Origin of the sequence: Burkholderia stagnalis, from assembly GCF_039848545.1 — a bacterium.
In the GTDB taxonomy this organism is placed as follows: domain Bacteria; phylum Pseudomonadota; class Gammaproteobacteria; order Burkholderiales; family Burkholderiaceae; genus Burkholderia; species Burkholderia stagnalis.
On record NZ_CP156685.1, the window covers coordinates 95,841 to 111,788 of the forward strand.

Annotated in this window: 21 protein-coding genes; 1 reads left to right on the top strand and 20 read right to left on the bottom strand. The window is 67.5% G+C overall.

The features are described from left to right. Positions 1-52: 52 nt before the first annotated feature. Positions 53-799 carry a Nif3-like dinuclear metal center hexameric protein gene (locus ABFO07_RS00440; RefSeq protein WP_059558407.1) on the bottom strand — a complete coding sequence of 249 codons (747 nt, stop codon included), beginning with the start codon at positions 797-799 and terminating at the stop codon, positions 53-55. A gap of 21 nt (positions 800-820) precedes the next feature. Between ABFO07_RS00440 and ABFO07_RS00445 the strand changes: the two genes are divergently transcribed. Then, entirely contained in the window at positions 821-2,026 is a 1,206-nt protein-coding gene (locus ABFO07_RS00445; RefSeq protein WP_059558404.1) for a Do family serine endopeptidase, read from the top strand. Positions 2,027-2,157: 131 nt separating this feature from the next. On the opposite strand, the gene tatC is transcribed toward ABFO07_RS00445, so the two are convergent. The 19 genes from tatC to ABFO07_RS00540 all read right to left on the bottom strand — a co-directional run bounded on the left by tatC (position 2,158) and on the right by ABFO07_RS00540 (position 15,771). Next, positions 2,158-2,940 (bottom strand): twin-arginine translocase subunit TatC, encoded by a 783-nt coding sequence (gene tatC / locus ABFO07_RS00450; protein WP_059558402.1) that lies wholly within the window; start codon positions 2,938-2,940, stop codon positions 2,158-2,160. A 41-nt stretch (positions 2,941-2,981) separates the two neighbouring features. Next, positions 2,982-3,509 carry a Sec-independent protein translocase protein TatB gene (gene tatB / locus ABFO07_RS00455; RefSeq protein ID WP_059558400.1) on the bottom strand — a complete coding sequence of 176 codons (528 nt, stop codon included), beginning with the start codon at positions 3,507-3,509 and terminating at the stop codon, positions 2,982-2,984. 26 nt (positions 3,510-3,535) lie between these two features. Continuing rightward, positions 3,536-3,769: a Sec-independent protein translocase subunit TatA gene (tatA, locus tag ABFO07_RS00460; protein WP_026045062.1), complete on the bottom strand. Its 234-nt coding sequence runs from the start codon at positions 3,767-3,769 to the stop codon at positions 3,536-3,538. 90 nt (positions 3,770-3,859) lie between these two features. After that, positions 3,860-4,225 carry a histidine triad nucleotide-binding protein gene (locus tag ABFO07_RS00465; protein ID WP_017333608.1) on the bottom strand — a complete coding sequence of 122 codons (366 nt, stop codon included), beginning with the start codon at positions 4,223-4,225 and terminating at the stop codon, positions 3,860-3,862. Between the two features lie 31 nt (positions 4,226-4,256). Further along, positions 4,257-4,649 (bottom strand): DUF4870 family protein, encoded by a 393-nt coding sequence (locus ABFO07_RS00470; protein ID WP_017333607.1) that lies wholly within the window; start codon positions 4,647-4,649, stop codon positions 4,257-4,259. Between the two features lie 55 nt (positions 4,650-4,704). Further along, positions 4,705-5,070 carry a phosphoribosyl-ATP diphosphatase gene (locus ABFO07_RS00475; RefSeq protein ID WP_017333606.1) on the bottom strand — a complete coding sequence of 122 codons (366 nt, stop codon included), beginning with the start codon at positions 5,068-5,070 and terminating at the stop codon, positions 4,705-4,707. After that, positions 5,067-5,483, bottom strand: a complete 417-nt coding sequence (hisI, locus tag ABFO07_RS00480; protein WP_347468030.1) for a phosphoribosyl-AMP cyclohydrolase — start codon at positions 5,481-5,483, stop codon at positions 5,067-5,069. The genes ABFO07_RS00475 and hisI overlap by 4 nt, the downstream gene beginning before the upstream one ends. After that, positions 5,483-6,256, bottom strand: coding sequence for an imidazole glycerol phosphate synthase subunit HisF (gene hisF / locus ABFO07_RS00485; RefSeq protein WP_026045061.1), 774 nt, complete (start codon positions 6,254-6,256; stop codon positions 5,483-5,485). Before hisF ends, hisI begins: the two co-directional genes overlap by 1 nt. A 71-nt stretch (positions 6,257-6,327) precedes the next feature. After that, positions 6,328-7,083, bottom strand: coding sequence for a 1-(5-phosphoribosyl)-5-[(5-phosphoribosylamino)methylideneamino]imidazole-4-carboxamide isomerase (hisA, locus tag ABFO07_RS00490; protein ID WP_059558393.1), 756 nt, complete (start codon positions 7,081-7,083; stop codon positions 6,328-6,330). Positions 7,084-7,246: 163 nt separating this feature from the next. Then, positions 7,247-7,888, bottom strand: coding sequence for an imidazole glycerol phosphate synthase subunit HisH (gene hisH / locus ABFO07_RS00495; RefSeq protein WP_059558391.1), 642 nt, complete (start codon positions 7,886-7,888; stop codon positions 7,247-7,249). Next, positions 7,885-8,505 carry a YchE family NAAT transporter gene (locus ABFO07_RS00500; RefSeq protein ID WP_059558388.1) on the bottom strand — a complete coding sequence of 207 codons (621 nt, stop codon included), beginning with the start codon at positions 8,503-8,505 and terminating at the stop codon, positions 7,885-7,887. The genes hisH and ABFO07_RS00500 overlap by 4 nt, the downstream gene beginning before the upstream one ends. A 62-nt stretch (positions 8,506-8,567) precedes the next feature. Beyond that, positions 8,568-9,155 carry an imidazoleglycerol-phosphate dehydratase HisB gene (hisB, locus tag ABFO07_RS00505; protein ID WP_017333600.1) on the bottom strand — a complete coding sequence of 196 codons (588 nt, stop codon included), beginning with the start codon at positions 9,153-9,155 and terminating at the stop codon, positions 8,568-8,570. A gap of 59 nt (positions 9,156-9,214) precedes the next feature. Continuing rightward, on the bottom strand, positions 9,215-10,294 hold the full coding sequence (gene hisC / locus ABFO07_RS00510; RefSeq protein WP_059558453.1) for a histidinol-phosphate transaminase: 1,080 nt from the start codon (positions 10,292-10,294) through the stop codon (positions 9,215-9,217). A 94-nt stretch (positions 10,295-10,388) separates the two neighbouring features. Next, the gene (gene hisD, locus ABFO07_RS00515; RefSeq protein WP_059558386.1) at positions 10,389-11,723 is read right to left on the bottom strand and encodes a histidinol dehydrogenase; all 1,335 of its coding nucleotides are present in this window, start codon (positions 11,721-11,723) and stop codon (positions 10,389-10,391) included. Positions 11,724-11,747: 24 nt separating this feature from the next. Continuing rightward, positions 11,748-12,401 carry an ATP phosphoribosyltransferase gene (hisG, locus tag ABFO07_RS00520; protein ID WP_059558384.1) on the bottom strand — a complete coding sequence of 218 codons (654 nt, stop codon included), beginning with the start codon at positions 12,399-12,401 and terminating at the stop codon, positions 11,748-11,750. Beyond that, a complete protein-coding gene (gene murA / locus ABFO07_RS00525; RefSeq protein ID WP_347468034.1) occupies positions 12,398-13,747 on the bottom strand; it encodes a UDP-N-acetylglucosamine 1-carboxyvinyltransferase in 1,350 nt (449 codons plus the stop codon). Before murA ends, hisG begins: the two co-directional genes overlap by 4 nt. 13 nt (positions 13,748-13,760) lie before the next feature. Continuing rightward, positions 13,761-14,000 (bottom strand): BolA family protein, encoded by a 240-nt coding sequence (locus ABFO07_RS00530; protein ID WP_017333595.1) that lies wholly within the window; start codon positions 13,998-14,000, stop codon positions 13,761-13,763. 92 nt (positions 14,001-14,092) lie between these two features. Then, positions 14,093-14,848: an ABC transporter permease gene (locus tag ABFO07_RS00535; protein ID WP_059907779.1), complete on the bottom strand. Its 756-nt coding sequence runs from the start codon at positions 14,846-14,848 to the stop codon at positions 14,093-14,095. After that, positions 14,845-15,771 carry an ABC transporter ATP-binding protein gene (locus tag ABFO07_RS00540; protein ID WP_059960565.1) on the bottom strand — a complete coding sequence of 309 codons (927 nt, stop codon included), beginning with the start codon at positions 15,769-15,771 and terminating at the stop codon, positions 14,845-14,847. Before ABFO07_RS00540 ends, ABFO07_RS00535 begins: the two co-directional genes overlap by 4 nt. Positions 15,772-15,948: the final 177 nt, after the last annotated feature.

The window sequence follows — 15,948 nt, forward strand, 5'->3', positions numbered from 1 at the left end:
GTTAAGCATTCGCTTCATAGCGAATTTTCGTGCACCGCCGCAAAGCGGCCGTTCACACCGGGTTGTGGATGTCGATAAACAGGTGTTCCAGGTCGAAATGCTCGGACAAATGCGCGCCAAGCGCCTGGATTCCGTAGCGTTCGGTCGCATGGTGCCCTGCCGCAACGAACGCGACGCCGCTTTCCGCGGCCGCATGCGTGACCGGCTCCGACACCTCGCCGGTCAGGAACACGTCGACGCCCGCGTCGATCGCCGCGTCGAAATAGCTCTGCGCGGCGCCCGTGCACCAGCCGATGCGGCGCAGTTGCTGGTCCGGATCGCCGAGCACGAGCGGCGTGCGGCCGAGCGTGCGCTCGACCTTGGCGACGAAGTGCTCGAGCGTCACCGGCATCGGCAGCGTGGCCATCCAGCCGAGCTCGTTGTCGCCGAAGCGCGACTCGCCGATCAGCCCGAGCTTCGCGCCGAGCTGCGCGTTGTTGCCGAACTCGGGATGCGCATCGAGCGGCAGGTGGAACGCGAACAGGTTCAGGTCGTTCGCCAGCAGCAGCTTGAGGCGCTGGTACTTGCGGCCGGTGATCTGCGGCGCCTCGTTGCGCCAGAAGTAGCCGTGATGCACGAGCACGGCATCCGCCCCCCATTCGAGCGCCGCCTCGAGGAAGGCCAGCGACGCAGTCACGCCGGTCGCGATCTTCTCGACCTTGCGACGGCCTTCGACTTGCAGTCCGTTCGGGCAATAGTCCTTGAAGCGCGCGGTTTCGAGGGTATTGTTCAAGTACAATTCAAGTTCGATCCGATCCATATAAACCTCTAGTCCATTCAGATGCTTAGACGCTTCTGGCTGTTCTTCGCGCAGGCAGTCACGGTGCTGCTCGCGCTGATGTTCATCGTCGTGACGCTCAAGCCGCAATGGCTGCAACGGCAAGGACAGCTCGGCAAGCAGCTCGCCACGCCGATCGTCGCGCTGCGCGAAGTCGCACCCGGCATCGGCGGCGCGCCTGCGACCACCTCGTATGCCGACGCCGCGCAAAAGGCGATGCCGGCCGTCGTCAACGTGTTCTCCAGCAAGGACGGCTCGCTGCCGCACGACCCGCGCGCGAAGGATCCGCTGTTCCGCTATTTCTTCGGCGACCGCAACGCCCGCAAGCAGCAGGACGAGCCGGCGGCCAACCTCGGCTCGGGCGTTATCGTGAGCCCGGAAGGTTACATTCTAACGAACCAGCACGTCGTGGACGGCGCCGACCAGATCGAGGTCGCGCTCGCCGACGGCCGCACGGCCACCGCGAAGGTGATCGGCAGCGATCCGGAGACGGATCTCGCGGTGCTGAAGATCAACATGACCGACCTGCCGACCATCACGCTCGGCCGCTCCGACCAGTCGCGCGTCGGCGACGTCGTGCTCGCGATCGGCAACCCGTTCGGCGTCGGCCAGACGGTGACGATGGGGATCATCAGCGCGCTCGGCCGCAACCACCTCGGCATCAACACGTTCGAGAACTTCATCCAGACCGACGCGCCGATCAACCCCGGCAACTCCGGCGGCGCGCTCGTCGACGTGAACGGCAACCTGCTCGGCATCAACACGGCGATCTACTCGCGCTCGGGCGGCTCGCTCGGCATCGGCTTCGCGATTCCCGTGTCGACCGCGCGCACGGTGCTCGAGAGCATCATCACCACCGGCTCGGTCACGCGCGGCTGGATCGGCGTCGAGCCGCAGGACGTCACGCCGGAAATCGCCGAGTCGTTCGGGCTGCAACAGAAATCGGGCGCGATCGTCGCAGGCGTGCTGCAGGGCGGCCCGGCCGACAAGGCCGGCATCCGGCCCGGCGACATCCTCGTATCGGTGAACGGCGACGAGATCACCGACACCACGAAGCTGCTCAACGTCGTCGCGCAGATCAAGCCGGGCGCGACCGCCAAGGTGCACGTCGTGCGCAAGGGCAAGGAGTTCGACGTGAACGTCACGATCGGCAAGCGCCCGCCGCCGCCGAAGCAGGCGCTCGACGAGCAGGACAGCGATTCGGAATGACACGGCCGGCGGCCTCGCCGCCGGCAGCGGGGAGCGTTCCTCCGCGGGCAACAAAAAAGGGCAGCCGGTCGGCTGCCCTTCGTCTTTTGGAGCGGGTGCGGGTGCGGGTGCGGGTGCGGACGTCGCCGCCTTCAGCTCGTCGCCTCGCCGTTCTCCGGTTCCGCTGCCCGCTGCTTCGGCACGACGAACCGTGCCGCGATGATCCCGGCCTCGTACAGCACGACGAGCGGCACCGCGAGCATCAGCTGCGAAAACACGTCCGGCGGCGTCACCACGGCCGCGACGACGAACGCGCCGACGATCACGTACGGCCGGATCTCCTTGAGCTTCTGCACGGTCAGCACGCCCATCCGGACGAGCAGCACGACCACGATCGGCACTTCGAAGGTCACCCCGAACGCGATGAACATCCCGAGCACGAAGCTCAGGTAATTGTCGATATCGGTCGACATCTCCGCGCCGAGCGGTGCGTTGTAGTGCGCCATCACGCGGAAGATGGTCGGAAACACGAAGAAGTACGCGAACGCCATCCCGCACAGGAACAGGAAATAGCTGCTGCCGACCAGCGGCAGCACGAGCCGCTTCTCGTGCTGGTACAGCCCCGGCGCGACGAACGCCCAGATCTGGTACAGCACGATCGGCAGCGCGATCACGAGCGCGACGAGCATCGTCACCTTCATCGGCACGAAGAACGAGCCGGTGACGTCGGTGACGATCATCTTGCCGCCCTTCGGCAGGTTCTCCATCAGCGGGCGCGCGAGCAGCCGGAAGATGTCCGGCGCCCAGTAGACGAGCCCGAGGAACACGACGATCACGGCCAGCCCCGCACGGATGATGCGGTCACGAAGCTCGACGAGATGGGAGATGAAGGTTTCTTCCGGGCCTTCGTCCGGTTTGTGCTGGGGGTCGCTCACACCGGCCCTCGGTTGGATTGACGAGCGAGCATGCGCTCGGCTCAGAAGAAGCGCGCCGGCCGGCGCAGGCTCGCCGGCTGGTGACGCGCGACGCGCGCGGCGCCGGATTGCACATGCGTGCGGCGCGTGGTGGCGCGCTTGTACCAGACGGGCGCCGCCGTCTGCTTGACGCGCCAGTTGCGGCGCTTCGGCGCGAACGCGGCGCTGCCGCCGCGCCACGACGGTGCGGCAGGCGTATCGTCGGTGCCCGGCGTGCCGCTGGCCGTATCGGACGTGCCGCCGACCGCCGAATTCCACGCGGCGTTCAGGTCGCTCTCGTGCTCGCGCAGGTTGTCGTGAATCGTGGTTTCGACGTTGCGCGCAGCCGTCTCGAAATCACTTTTCATCGTGCGCAGCGCGTCGAGCTCGATCTCGCGCGAGACCTCGGCCTTCACGTCGTTGATGTAGCGCTGCGCGCGACCGAACAGCGCGCCCGCCGTGCGTGCGACACGCGGCAGGCGCTCGGGGCCGAGCACCACGAGCGCGACGACGCCGATCAGCGCCATCTTCGTCAGACCGAGATCCAGCATGGAGAATGCCCGTCAGCGTGCCGGCGTCACGCCTTGTTCGAATCGGAACGCGTCGTTTCCTTCGCGTTGACGTCGACCGAGCCCGAGCGCGGCAGCTGCTGCGCGTCGGCGGACGGCGCTTCGCCGTCCTTCATGCCGTCCTTGAAACCCTTCACGGCGCTGCCCAGGTCGTTGCCGATGTTGCGCAGCTTCTTCGTACCGAAAACCAGCGCGACGATCAGCAGCACGATCAGCCAGTGCCAAATGCTCAATCCACCCATGATGAAACTCTCCTCAACCACGCCGCTTGCGGCGCAAATCGCCGGCGCTATGCCGGCATCGACTATCGATACGGGGCCAGCCCCGCGCCGTCAACCCATCCGGTGCCAGGGACGCGGGCCCGCGAGAATATGCGCGTGCAGGTGGTACACCTCCTGTCCGCCGCCGGGGCCCGTATTGATCACCGTGCGAAAACCGGTCTCGCCGCCCGTATACGCCACGCCGAGCTCGTCGGCCAGGCGCGCGACGAGCACCATCATCCGGCCGAGCAGCGGCGCGTCTTCGGCGCCGGCCGCCGACAGCGTCGGCAGGTGCTTGCGCGGAATCACGAGCACGTGCGTCTCGGCCGCCGGGCGGATGTCGCGGAACGCGACGAATTCATCGTCCTCATGCACCTTCGTGCTGGGGATCTCGCCTGCCGCGATCTTGCAGAACAGGCAATTCGGATCGTGACTCATGTTGCTCCTGGAGGGCTCGCCGTGGCGGCGGTCAGAACCACGCCTGCGGATCGAGCGCCTTGTTGTCGTTCAGGTACAGCCAACCCTTGATGATACGGTACAGCGTCCAGACCCACGTCGCAAACATCACCACGAAGCCGATGAACACGAACGCGAGCGCGAAGCCGATCACGTATGCGATCAGCGCGCGCCAGAACGTGCGGATCTGCCACTCGAAATGGTCGGCGTACGGCGTGCCGGCCACGTCGCCGCGCTTCACGTAGTTGATGATGATCGCGATCAGGCCCGTGATGCCGCCCGTCAGCCAATGCAGCGCATAGAGGCCGTACAGCACGTGGGTCAGCGTGCGCAGCCCGCTCAGCCGCTCGCTGTCCGCGGCACTCTGGAACGACTGCGTCGGCAACTGCTCTGGCGTATCGGTCATGATGCTACCCCCGTTCGATGACAATTCTTACAGCGGCGCCGTGCGATGGCTCGCATCAGCCGCCGTTCTCTTCGCGCTCGCGGCGCTTGCGCAGCGCTTTTTCCTCGATGCCCGACAGCCCTTCGCGGCGCTCGAGCTCGGCGATCACGTCGGCCGGGCTCAGGTCGAAATGGGACAGCATCACGAGGCAATGGAACCACAGGTCGGCCACCTCGCCGACCAGCGCGGTCGGCGCGCCGCCCTGGCGCACGTCCTTCGCGGCGAGCACGACTTCGGTCGCTTCCTCGCCGATCTTCTTCAGCACCGCGTCGTCGCCCTTGTGAAACAGGCGCGATACGTACGATTGATCCGGATCGCCGCCCTTGCGGCTGTCGATCACGGCGGCGAGGCGCAGCAGCGTGTCTTCGGTCGTTTGCGTCATTTGTAGATATGTTCGGGATCTTTCAGCACCGGCTCGACCGCGACCCAATCGCCGCTGTCCGCGGTGCCTTCGAATTTCTGGAAGAAGCACGAATGCCGGCCGGTGTGGCACGCGATGCCCGACACCTGCTCGACCTTCAGCAGGACGACGTCCTCGTCGCAGTCGAGGCGCACCTCGTGCACGTGCTGCACATGGCCCGACTCCTCGCCCTTGAACCACAGGCGCTTGCGCGAGCGCGAATAGTAGACCGCGCGCTGCGTCTCGATCGTCTTCGCCAGCGCCTCGCGGTTCATCCACGCGAACATCAGCACGTCGTTCGTCGACGCTTCCTGCGCGATCACCGGCACCAGGCCGTTGTCGTCCCAGCGGACCTTGTCGAGCCACGCCGGCATTGCTGCGCTGTCGGTACCCATCACAACCTCACCGGAATGCCCTGGCCGGCCATGAAGCGCTTCGCCTCGCCGACCGTATGTTCGCCGTAGTGGAAGATGCTCGCCGCGAGCACGGCGTCGGCGCGCCCTTCCTTGATGCCGTCGGCCAGGTGCTGCAGCGAGCCGACGCCGCCCGACGCGATCACCGGCACCGGCACCGCGTCCGACACGCCGCGCGTGAGCGCAAGGTCGAAGCCCGATTTCGTGCCGTCGCGGTCCATACTCGTCAGCAGGATCTCGCCCGCGCCGAGCTCGGCCATCCTGCGCGCCCATTCGATCGCGTCGAGCCCGGTGCCCTTGCGGCCGCCGTGCGTGAACACTTCCCAGCGCGGCGCTTCGCCGTCGGCGGACACGCGCTTCGCGTCGATCGCGACCACGATGCACTGCGAGCCGTACTTGTCGGCCGCGTCGCGCACGAGCTGCGGGTTCGCAACCGCGGACGAGTTCATGCTGACCTTGTCCGCGCCCGCATTCAGCAGGCGCCGCACGTCCTCGACGGCGCGCACGCCGCCGCCGACCGTCAGCGGGATGAAGACCTGCGACGCGACCGCCTCGATGATCGGCAGGATCAGGTCGCGCTGGTCGGACGTCGCGGTGATGTCGAGGAACGTCAGTTCGTCGGCGCCCTGCTCGTCGTAGCGGCGTGCAATCTCGACCGGATCGCCGGCGTCGCGCAGTTCGACGAAGTTGACGCCCTTGACGACGCGCCCGGCAGTCACGTCCAGGCAGGGGATGATGCGTTTAGCTAGAGCCATGATGTTGCACTAAGTGCCGCGGTTGAAGCCGCCCGGCTGGCGGGCGGCCAGGGCGAGGAACGCCGTCCGGGTCAGGCGTTGTCGAGCTCGCCGTTCAGTTCGTCCGCGCGTTTCTGCGCGGCCGCGAAATCGAGGTCGCCGGAGTAGATCGCGCGGCCGCAGATCACGCCTTCGACGCCGTCGCCTTCCACTTCGCAGAGCTTCTCGATGTCGTCGAGGTTCGACAGGCCGCCGCTCGCGATCACCGGAATGCCGACCGCCTGCGCGAGCTTCACGGTCGCCTCGATGTTGATCCCCTGCAGCATGCCGTCGCGGCCGATGTCGGTATAGACGATCGATTCGACGCCGTAGTCCTCGAACTTCTGCGCGAGGTCGATCACTTCGTGGCCCGTCAGCTTGCTCCAGCCGTCGGTCGCGACCTTGCCGTCCTTCGCGTCGAGGCCGACGATGATGTTGCCCGCGAACGCGGTACACGCGTCCTGCAGGAAGCCCGGGTCCTTCACGGCCGCCGTGCCGATGATCACGTACGACAGGCCGGCGTCGAGGTACTTCTCGATCGTCTCGAGGCTGCGGATGCCGCCGCCGAGCTGCACGGGGATCTCGTCGCCGACTTCGTCGAGGATCGCCTCGATCGCCTCGAGGTTCTTCGGCTTGCCGGCGAACGCGCCGTTCAGGTCGACCAGATGCAGCCGACGGGCGCCGAGATCAACCCACTTGCGGGCCATCGCCGCGGGATCCTCGGAGAAAATCGTGGCCTGGTCCATATCGCCCTGTTTGAGGCGCACACACTGACCGTCTTTGAGATCGATGGCCGGAATCAGCAACATAGCAATCGGTTGTCGTCTGGGAGAAAGAAAAGAGTCGGGCGCGCACCAGCCCATCCGGTGCCGCGTCGTCTCGCTAGTTTAGTACAACTCGTTCGGCGCTTAGGCACGCGAGCCCCGTGCGGCGGGCGTTTCGCGCCCGCCGACTGTGGTTCGCGCACCACGTTTACGGTTTCCAGTGTACGAAGTTGCGATACAGACGCAACCCGACTTCCGCACTTTTCTCCGGGTGAAATTGGGTCGCGAAGAGATTGTCCCGCGCGACCGCGGACGTAAACGGCGCACCGTAGACCGTTTCGCCGACCGTGTGCGCCGGGTTGGCCGGGCTCACGTAATAGCTGTGCACGAAGTAGAAGTAGGCATCGTCCGGCACGCCGTCCCACAACGGGTGCGGCTGCGACTGGCGCACGCGGTTCCAGCCCATCTGCGGCACCTTGAAGCGCGAGCCGTCGTCCTGCAGCTGGCCGTCGAGCGCGAAGCGCACGACCTTGCCGGGCAGCAGGCCGAGGCCTTTCGTGTCGCCCTCGGCGCTCCAGTCGAACAGCATCTGCTCGCCGACGCACACCCCGAGCAGCGGCTTCGTGCGCGACGCCTCGAGCACCGCCTCCTGCAGGCCCGACTCGCCGAGGCAGCGCATGCAGTCCGGCATCGCGCCCTGGCCGGGCAGCACGACGCGGTCGGCCGCGCGGATCGCGGCCGGCGTGTCGACGATCGCCACGTCGGCGGCCGGTTCGGCCTGCTTGAGCGCCTGCGCGACCGAGCGCAGGTTGCCCATCCCATAATCCACAATCGCAATCGAAGTTTTCATCTCAGTGCAGGCAAAAGCGCCCTCAGTCCGTTGACGATGAATTCCACCGCCAGCGCCGACAGCATCAGACCCATCAGCCGCGTGGCGATGTTGATGCCGGTGCGGCCGATCCAGTTCGCGATCGGCTCGGCGAGCCGCATCGCGACGAAACACAGGCAGGCGAGCGCCGCGCCGATCGCGACGAGCCCGGCCCGCTCATACCAGTGACGCGAATTCGCCGCATAGATGATCACCGTGCTGATCGAGCCGGGGCCCGTCAGCAGCGGGATCGCGAGCGGCACCACCGCGATGTTGTCCTTCTGCTCGGCTTCATGGCGCTCCTCCGGCGTCGAACGCGTGTTGCCGGCCTGCGCGTTCAGCATGCTGATCGCCATCAGCAGCATGATGATCCCGCCGCCCACTTCCAGCGAGCCGACCGAGATGCCGAAGAAGTCGATGATCTGCTGCCCGAGCAGCGTCGTCACCGTGATCACGCAGAACACCGACACCGACGCGATCCGGATCGTGCGGCGCCGCTCGTCGTCCGTCTGCTGCGCCGTCAGGCTCAGGAAGAACGGCACCGCGCCGACCGGGTTGATCAGCGCGAGCAGCGAAATGAACGATTTGAGCAGATCCATCGCAAGCCGGCGCGACGCGCCGAAGCCGTGAGGTTGTCCTGTGCGTGCGTCCGGTCAGAAGGTCAAAGGCTGCCCTTGGTCGACGGAATCTGCCCCGCCGCGCGTTCGTCGAGCTCCACCGCCATCCGCAGCGCGCGGCCGAAGGCCTTGAACACCGTCTCGAGCTGGTGGTGCGCGTTGATCCCGCGCAGGTTGTCGACGTGCAGCGTGACGCCCGCGTGGTTCACGAAGCCGCGGAAGAATTCGATCGACAGGTCGACGTCGAACGTGCCGATCCGCGCGCGCGTGAACGGCACGTGGAATTCGAGGCCCGGCCGGCCCGAGAAGTCGATCACGACGCGCGACAGCGCCTCGTCGAGCGGCACGTACGAATGGCCGTAGCGGCGGATGCCCTTCTTGTCGCCGATCGCCTTCGCGACCGCCTGGCCGAGCGTGATGCCGACGTCCTCGACCGTATGGTGGTCGTCGATATGCGTGTCGCCGTGCGCCTCGACGTCGAGATCGAACAGGCCGTGTCGGGCGATCTGGTCGAGCATGTGGTCGAGGAACGGCACGCCGGTGGCCAGCTTCTGCTGGCCCGTGCCGTCGAGGTTGAGCTTCACACGGATCTGCGTTTCGCTGGTATTGCGAACGACTTCCGCCACACGCATGGCAATTCCTTGACTGAGTCGATGTAAATGGGGATTGATCGTTTCGCGCCGCCGCGCCCTCAGGCCTTGCCGGGCAGCGCGAGTTTCAATGCGGCCAGCAGGCGGACGTTTTCATCGGGAGAACCGACGGTCAGCCGCACGCATTCGGCCAGCAATGGGTGCATTTTACTCACGTTTTTGACCAGCACCCGCTCGGTGAGCAGCGCGTCGAACACGGCCGCCGCGTCGGGCACGCGCACCAGCAGGAAATTGCCGGCGCTCGGGAACACCGTCGCGCCCGGCAGCGCGGCCACCGCCTGCGCGAGGCGCGCGCGTTCGGCGCGCAGCTCGGCCGCCTGCGCATCGAGCACGTCGAGGTGGTCGAGCAGGAAATCGGCGCTCGCCTGGGTCAGCACGTTGATGTTGTACGGCGGGCGCACCTTGTCGAACTCGGCGAGCCACGCCGGCAGCCCGACCAGGTAGCCGAGGCGGATGCCCGCGAGGCCGAGCTTCGACACCGTGCGCATCACGACGACGTTGTCGAACTCGGCGGCGCGCGGCAGCCACGAGTGCCCGGCGAACGGCTGGTAGGCCTCGTCGATCACGATCAGGCTGTGCCGCGCGGCGGCGATGATCCGCTCGATGCCCGCGACGTCGTACAGCGTGCCGGTCGGGTTGTTCGGGTATGCGAGGTAGACGATCGCCGGGCGATGCTCGGCGATCGCCGCGAGCATCGCGTCGACGTCGAGCGTCAGGTCGGCCGCGAGCGGCACGCCGACGAACTCGAGCTGCGCGAATTTCGCCGACATCTCGTACATCACGAAGCCCGGCACCGGCGCGAGCACCTTCGCGCCCGGCTTCGCGCACGCGATCGACATGATGCTGATGATCTCGTCGGAGCCGTTGCCGAGCAGCACGTCGCACGCGGCCGGCACGCCCATCGCGCGGCGCAGCTTGTCGAGCAGCGCGGCGGGGCGCGGCGCCGGATAGCGGTTCAGCGCGACCTGCGCGAGCCGCTCGCCGAGGGCCGCCGCGAGCGGCTCGGGCAGCGGGTACGGGTTCTCCATCGCGTCGAGCTTCACGAACCCGCTCGCGTCGGGCACCGGGTAGCTCGTCATCGCGAGCACGTCGCGGCGAATGATCTCTTGTGGCGTCGTCATGGTGTGCAAGCCGGCGTGCGTCGCGCCGGCGTCAATTGGCCGGCAAGGCGGCGGCTGCCGCCCTGCCCTTCGTCTCCCGCGTCGAACCGAACGCTCAGTTCTGGCGGTCGTTCGTCCCCTTCATCCGGTATTCGGCGCTCTTCGCGTGCGCCTGCAGCCCTTCGCCGTACGCGAGCTCGGACGCGATCTCGCCGAGCGTCTGCGCGCCTTCGGCGCTGACCTCGATCAGGCTCGAGCGCTTGATGAAGTCGTACACGCCGAGCGGCGACGAGAAGCGCGCGGTGCGCGACGTCGGCAGCACGTGGTTCGGGCCCGCGCAGTAGTCGCCGAGGCTCTCGCTCGTGTAGCGGCCGAGGAAGATCGCGCCCGCATGGCGGATCTGCTGGCCCCACTGCTGCGGCTCGAGCGCGGAGATCTCGAGGTGCTCCGGCGCGATGTCGTTCGCGATCCGGCACGCCTCGGCCATGTCGCGCACCTTGATCAGCGCGCCGCGGCCTTCGAGCGACGCGCGGATCACGGCCTCGCGCGGCATCGTCGGCAGCAGCTCGTCGATCGCCTTCTCGACGCGCTCGAGGAACGACGCGTCCGGGCACAGCAGGATCGACTGCGCGAGCTCGTCGTGCTCGGCCTGCGAGAACAGGTCCATCGCGACCCAGTTCGGATCGGTCGTGCCGTCGCACAGCACCAGGATTTCCGACGGGCCGGCGATCATGTCGATGCCGACCGTGCCGAACACGCGGCGCTTCGCCGACGCGACATACGCATTGCCCGGGCCGCAGATCTTGTCGACCGGCGGCACGGTCGCGGTGCCGTACGCGAGCGCGGCCACCGCCTGCGCGCCGCCGATCGTGAACACGCGATCGACGCCGCCGAGCAGCGCCGCGGCGAGCACGAGGTCGTTCTTCACGCCGTCCGGGGTCGGCACGACCATCACGATCTCGCCGACGCCCGCGACGCGCGCCGGAATCGCGTTCATCAGCACCGACGACGGATACGCGGCCTTGCCGCCCGGCACGTACAGGCCGACGCGGTCGAGCGGCGTGACCTTCTGGCCGAGCACCGTGCCGTCCGCCTCCGTATACTGCCAGCTATGGGTGCCGCACTCGATCTTCTGCTTCTCGTGGTACGCGCGCACACGCGCCGCGGCCGCTTCCAGCGCCGCGCGCGCCTTCGGCTCGAGGCCGTCGAGCGCTTCCTGCAGCGCTTCCTGCGGCAGCTCCAGCGCGGCGACGCTGTCGGCGCTCAGGCGGTCGAAACGGTTCGTGTACTCGAGCACCGCGGCGTCGCCGCGCGTCTTCACGTCGGCGAGGATCTCGGCGACCGAGCGCTCGATCGCGTCGTCTTCGCTCGCCTCGAACGCGAGCACGGCGCGCAGCGCGGCGTGGAAGCCTTCGCTCGTCGAATCGAGTTTGCGGATGGTGATGGCCATGGGAGTCCCGTTACGGTGATGCGCTCACGCGCCATTCTGCGACGCGCGTTCGAACGCGTCGAGGATCGGCTTGAGCGCCGCGCGCTTGAGCTTCAGCGCAGCCTGGTTCACGACGAGGCGCGACGAGATCTGCATGATCTCCTCGACCTCGACCAGATTGTTCGCCCGGAGCGTGCCGCCCGAGCTGACGAGGTCGACGATCGCGTCGGCCAGGCCGACGAGCGGCGCCAGCTCCATCGAGCCGTACAGCTTGATCAGGTCGACGTGCACGCCCTTCGCGGCGAAGTGTTCGCGTGCCGCCTCGACGTACTTCGTCGCGACGCGCAGCCGCGCGCCCTGGCGCACCGCGTTCGCGTAGTCGAAGCCGGCCGGCACGGCGACCGACAGCCGGCAGCGCGCGATGTTCAGGTCGATCGGCTGGTACAGGCCCGAGCCGCCGTGCTCGATCAGCACGTCCTTGCCGGCCACGCCGAAATCGGCCGCGCCGTATTCGACATAGGTCGGCACGTCGCTCGCGCGCACGATGATCACGCGCAGGTTCGGGTCCGTCGTCGGCAGGATCAGCTTGCGCGACGTTTCCGGATCCTCGGCCACCTGCACGCCGGCGGCGGCGAGCAGCGGCAGGGTTTCCTCGAAAATCCGCCCCTTCGACAGGGCAAGGGTCAGCGGCGCGCTCATGCGTGGCTCCCGGAGAGGCGGCGCACGTTCGCGCCGACGGCGGTCAGTTTGGCTTCCATCCGGTCGTAACCCCGGTCCAGGTGATAGATGCGGTCGACGAGCGTCTCGCCGTCGGCGCGCAGGCCGGCGATCACGAGGCTCGCGGATGCGCGCAGGTCGGTCGCCATCACCTTCGCGCCGGACAGCTTGTCGACGCCCGTCACGAGCGCGGTGTTGCCGTCGATGGTGATGTTCGCGCCGAGCCGGTTCAGCTCCTGCACGTGCATGAAGCGGTTCTCGAAGATCGTCTCGACGACTTGCGCGGTGCCCGCCGCGACCGCGTTCAGCGCCATGAACTGCGCCTGCATGTCGGTCGGGAACGCCGGGTATTCGGACGTGCGGATCGTCACCGCGGACGGCCGGCGGTCCATCTTCACGCGCAGCCAGGCGTCGCCTTCCTCGACCGTCACGCCGGCCTCGCGCAGCTTGTCGATCACCGCGTCGAGGATGTGCGGGCGCATGCCCGTCAGCGTCACGTCGCCGCCCGCCGCCGCGACCGCGCACAGGAACGTGCCGGCCTCGATGCGGTCGGGAATCACCGAATGACGCGCGCCATGCAGCCGCTCGACACCCTGGATCACGAGGCGGTCGGTGCCGATCCCGTCGATCTTCGCGCCCATTGCCACCAGCAGGTGCGCGAGATCGCTCACTTCCGGCTCGCGCGCGGCGTTCTCGATCACCGTCTCGCCGTCGGCGAGCGTCGCCGCCATCAGCAGGTTCTCGGTGCCCGTCACCGTGATCATGTCGGTGACGATGCGCGCGCCCTTCAGCCGCTTCGCGCGCGCCTCGATGAAGCCGTGCTCGATGCTGATCTCGGCGCCCATCGCCTGCAGGCCCTTGATGTGCTGGTCGACCGGGCGCGCACCGATCGCGCAGCCGCCCGGCAGCGACACCTTCGCCTCGCCGAAGCGCGCGAGCAGCGGCCCGAGCACGAGGATCGACGCGCGCATCGTCTTCACGAGCTCGTACGGCGCGACGAGGTTGTCGACGCGCGACGCGTCGAGCTGCACGTGGCTGCCGTCGGCCGCGCTCTTCACGCCCATCTGGTTCAGCACCTTCAGCGTGGTGCGCACGTCCTGCAGGTTCGGCACGTTCTCGAGGTGAACCGGATCGGCCGTGAGCAGGCCCGCGCACAGAATCGGCAGCGCCGCGTTCTTCGCGCCCGACACGACGATCTCGCCCGACAGCCGTCGGCCACCTTCGATCACGAGCTTGTCCATCCCATGCCCTTGCGTATCCCGATTGCCGGCCGGGTGTGCCGTGGCGACGCTCTCGACGGCGTCGCGCTCGTTGACGGTGACTTGCACTCAGTGGTTCCGGTTATGCGTTCTGCCATTCGGCGGGCGTCAGCGTCTTCATGCTGAGCGCGTGGATTTCCTGCTTCATGCGATCGCCGAGCGCCGCATAGACGAGCTGGTGCCGCTGGATCGGCCGCTTGCCCTCGAAGGCGGACGACACGATCGTCGCGAAGAAGTGCTGGCCGTCGCCCTCGACTTCCAGATGGGTGCAGGCGAGCCCGCCCGCGATGTATTGCTTGACCTGCTCGGGAGTCGGCAACATGTGATGCTCCTGTCGGTACGCGCCGGGCCGCTCCCGGCTTCGCCGCCCGCCCTTGCGGGACGGCGCGCGCCGCGAGCGGGGCGGGATTCATATCAATGACGCAGTTTGTAGCCGGTCGCGAGCAGCCGCATCGCCAACAGCGCGAGCAGCACGAAGAAACCGGCGACGATCGCGAGGCTCGCGAGCGGGTTGATGTCGGACGCGCCGAAGAACCCGTAGCGAAAGCCGTCGATCATGTAGAAAAACGGGTTGAGACGCGAGATTTCGCGCCACACGGGCGGCAGCGAATGCGTCGAGTAGAACACGCCGGACAGGAACGTCAGCGGCATGATCAGGAAGTTCTGGAACGCGGCCAACTGGTCGAACTTCTCGGCCCAGATCCCGGCGATCAGGCCGAGCGTGCCGAGGATCGCCGAGCCGAACAGCGCGAACAGCAGGATGAACGCCGGCGCGGCGAAATGCATCGGAACGAACCAGATCGTCACGACGAACACGCCGGTGCCCACCGCGAGCCCGCGCACCACCGCCGCGAGCACGTAGGCGCCGTAGATGTCGGCGTACGACAGCGGCGGCAGCAGCATGAACACGAGGTTGCCGGTGATCTTCGACTGGATCAGCGACGACGAGCTGTTCGCGAACGCGTTCTGCAGCACGCTCATCATCACGAGGCCCGGCACCAGGAAGCTCACGTACTCGACGCCCGGATACACCTCGACGCGGCCCGTCAGCGCGTGGCCGAAGATCGTCAGGTATAGCAGCGCCGTGACGACGGGCGCGAGCACCGTCTGGAACGACACCTTCCAGAAACGCAGGATTTCCTTGTAGAACAGCGTCTGAAAACCGCTCATGCCAGCCCCTCGAGCACCCCGGCTCCGTTCATCACCTGGACGAACACATCCTCGAGGTCGGCCTTGCGGACCTCGATCTCGTCGAACGAGCAGCCCGCGGCGCGGCACTGCGCGAGAATCCGCTCGACCTCGTCGTAGTTCGCGAGCCGCAGCAGGTGCTCGCCCGGCGAACGGGCCGCCGGGTCGCTCTCGAGCGCGCGCAGCTCGTGCGGCAGCGCGCCCTGCGCGAGCCGCAGGTAGAGCTGCAGGCCCGCGAAGCGCTGCAGCAGCGCGTCGGTGCGGTCGAGCGCGACCACTTCGCCGCGGCGCAGCATCGCGATGCGGTCGCACAGCGACTCGGCTTCCTCGAGGTAGTGGGTGGTCAGCACGATCGTGTGACCTTCGCGGTTCAGGCGCGAGATGAATTTCCACAGCGTCTGGCGCAGCTCGACGTCGACGCCGGCGGTCGGCTCGTCGAGCACGATCACGGGCGGCCGGTGCACGAGCGCCTGCGCGACCAGCACGCGGCGCTTCATCCCGCCCGACAGCGCGCGCATGTTCGCGTCGGCCTTCTCGGTCAGGTCGAGATTGGCCATCACCTCGTCGATCCAGTCGTCGTTGCGGCGCAGCCCAAAGTAGCCGGACTGGATGCGCAGCGTCTCGCGCACGCTGAAGAACGGATCGAACACGAGCTCCTGCGGGACGACGCCGAGCGCGCGGCGCGCGCCCCGGAAGTCCTTGACGACGTCATGGCCGCGCACCGAGATGCTGCCTTCGTCGGCGCGGGCAAGCCCGGCGAGGATGCTGATGAGCGTGGTCTTGCCTGCGCCGTTCGGGCCGAGCAAACCGAAAAACTCGCCGTCCTCGACCGACAGGCTGACGCCCTTGAGCGCCTGAAGCGATTTGTAGCGCTTCTTGACGTGACGGATTTCTATGGCTGACATGACTGAGCGCGCCGCAAGGGCCGCGACGCTTATTCTGTACGTGCTGCGAAAGAAAAAGGGGGCCCGACAACGATCGGCAGCCCCGCAAAACGCTTGATTATAGGGCAAACCGGCAGGAGGGGACGGCCCCAGGCGGGGCATCCGGCCATCCGGACAGCCGGGGCCCTGCCGGGCCCG

What these genes read in the sequence shown, in the direction of transcription:
- hisB (WP_017333600.1), bottom strand. Translation starts at nt 9,155, where the DNA reads ATGCGTGTGGCGGAAGTCGTTCGCAATACCAGCGAAACGCAGATCCGT.
- ABFO07_RS00500 (WP_059558388.1), bottom strand. Translation starts at nt 8,505, where the DNA reads ATGGATCTGCTCAAATCGTTCATTTCGCTGCTCGCGCTGATCAACCCG.
- ABFO07_RS00530 (WP_017333595.1), bottom strand. Translation starts at nt 14,000, where the DNA reads ATGTTGCCGACTCCCGAGCAGGTCAAGCAATACATCGCGGGCGGGCTC.
- tatA (WP_026045062.1), bottom strand. Translation starts at nt 3,769, where the DNA reads ATGGGTGGATTGAGCATTTGGCACTGGCTGATCGTGCTGCTGATCGTC.
- ABFO07_RS00535 (WP_059907779.1), bottom strand. Translation starts at nt 14,848, where the DNA reads ATGAGCGGTTTTCAGACGCTGTTCTACAAGGAAATCCTGCGTTTCTGG.
- ABFO07_RS00445 (WP_059558404.1), top strand. Translation starts at nt 821, where the DNA reads ATGCTTAGACGCTTCTGGCTGTTCTTCGCGCAGGCAGTCACGGTGCTG.
- ABFO07_RS00540 (WP_059960565.1), bottom strand. Translation starts at nt 15,771, where the DNA reads ATGTCAGCCATAGAAATCCGTCACGTCAAGAAGCGCTACAAATCGCTT.
- hisC (WP_059558453.1), bottom strand. Translation starts at nt 10,294, where the DNA reads ATGACGACGCCACAAGAGATCATTCGCCGCGACGTGCTCGCGATGACG.
- hisF (WP_026045061.1), bottom strand. Translation starts at nt 6,256, where the DNA reads ATGGCTCTAGCTAAACGCATCATCCCCTGCCTGGACGTGACTGCCGGG.
- hisI (WP_347468030.1), bottom strand. Translation starts at nt 5,483, where the DNA reads ATGGGTACCGACAGCGCAGCAATGCCGGCGTGGCTCGACAAGGTCCGC.
- ABFO07_RS00440 (WP_059558407.1), bottom strand. Translation starts at nt 799, where the DNA reads ATGGATCGGATCGAACTTGAATTGTACTTGAACAATACCCTCGAAACC.
- tatB (WP_059558400.1), bottom strand. Translation starts at nt 3,509, where the DNA reads ATGCTGGATCTCGGTCTGACGAAGATGGCGCTGATCGGCGTCGTCGCG.
- hisH (WP_059558391.1), bottom strand. Translation starts at nt 7,888, where the DNA reads ATGAAAACTTCGATTGCGATTGTGGATTATGGGATGGGCAACCTGCGC.
- hisG (WP_059558384.1), bottom strand. Translation starts at nt 12,401, where the DNA reads ATGAGCGCGCCGCTGACCCTTGCCCTGTCGAAGGGGCGGATTTTCGAG.
- hisD (WP_059558386.1), bottom strand. Translation starts at nt 11,723, where the DNA reads ATGGCCATCACCATCCGCAAACTCGATTCGACGAGCGAAGGCTTCCAC.
- ABFO07_RS00475 (WP_017333606.1), bottom strand. Translation starts at nt 5,070, where the DNA reads ATGACGCAAACGACCGAAGACACGCTGCTGCGCCTCGCCGCCGTGATC.
- hisA (WP_059558393.1), bottom strand. Translation starts at nt 7,083, where the DNA reads ATGTTGCTGATTCCGGCCATCGATCTCAAAGACGGTCAGTGTGTGCGC.
- ABFO07_RS00465 (WP_017333608.1), bottom strand. Translation starts at nt 4,225, where the DNA reads ATGAGTCACGATCCGAATTGCCTGTTCTGCAAGATCGCGGCAGGCGAG.
- ABFO07_RS00470 (WP_017333607.1), bottom strand. Translation starts at nt 4,649, where the DNA reads ATGACCGATACGCCAGAGCAGTTGCCGACGCAGTCGTTCCAGAGTGCC.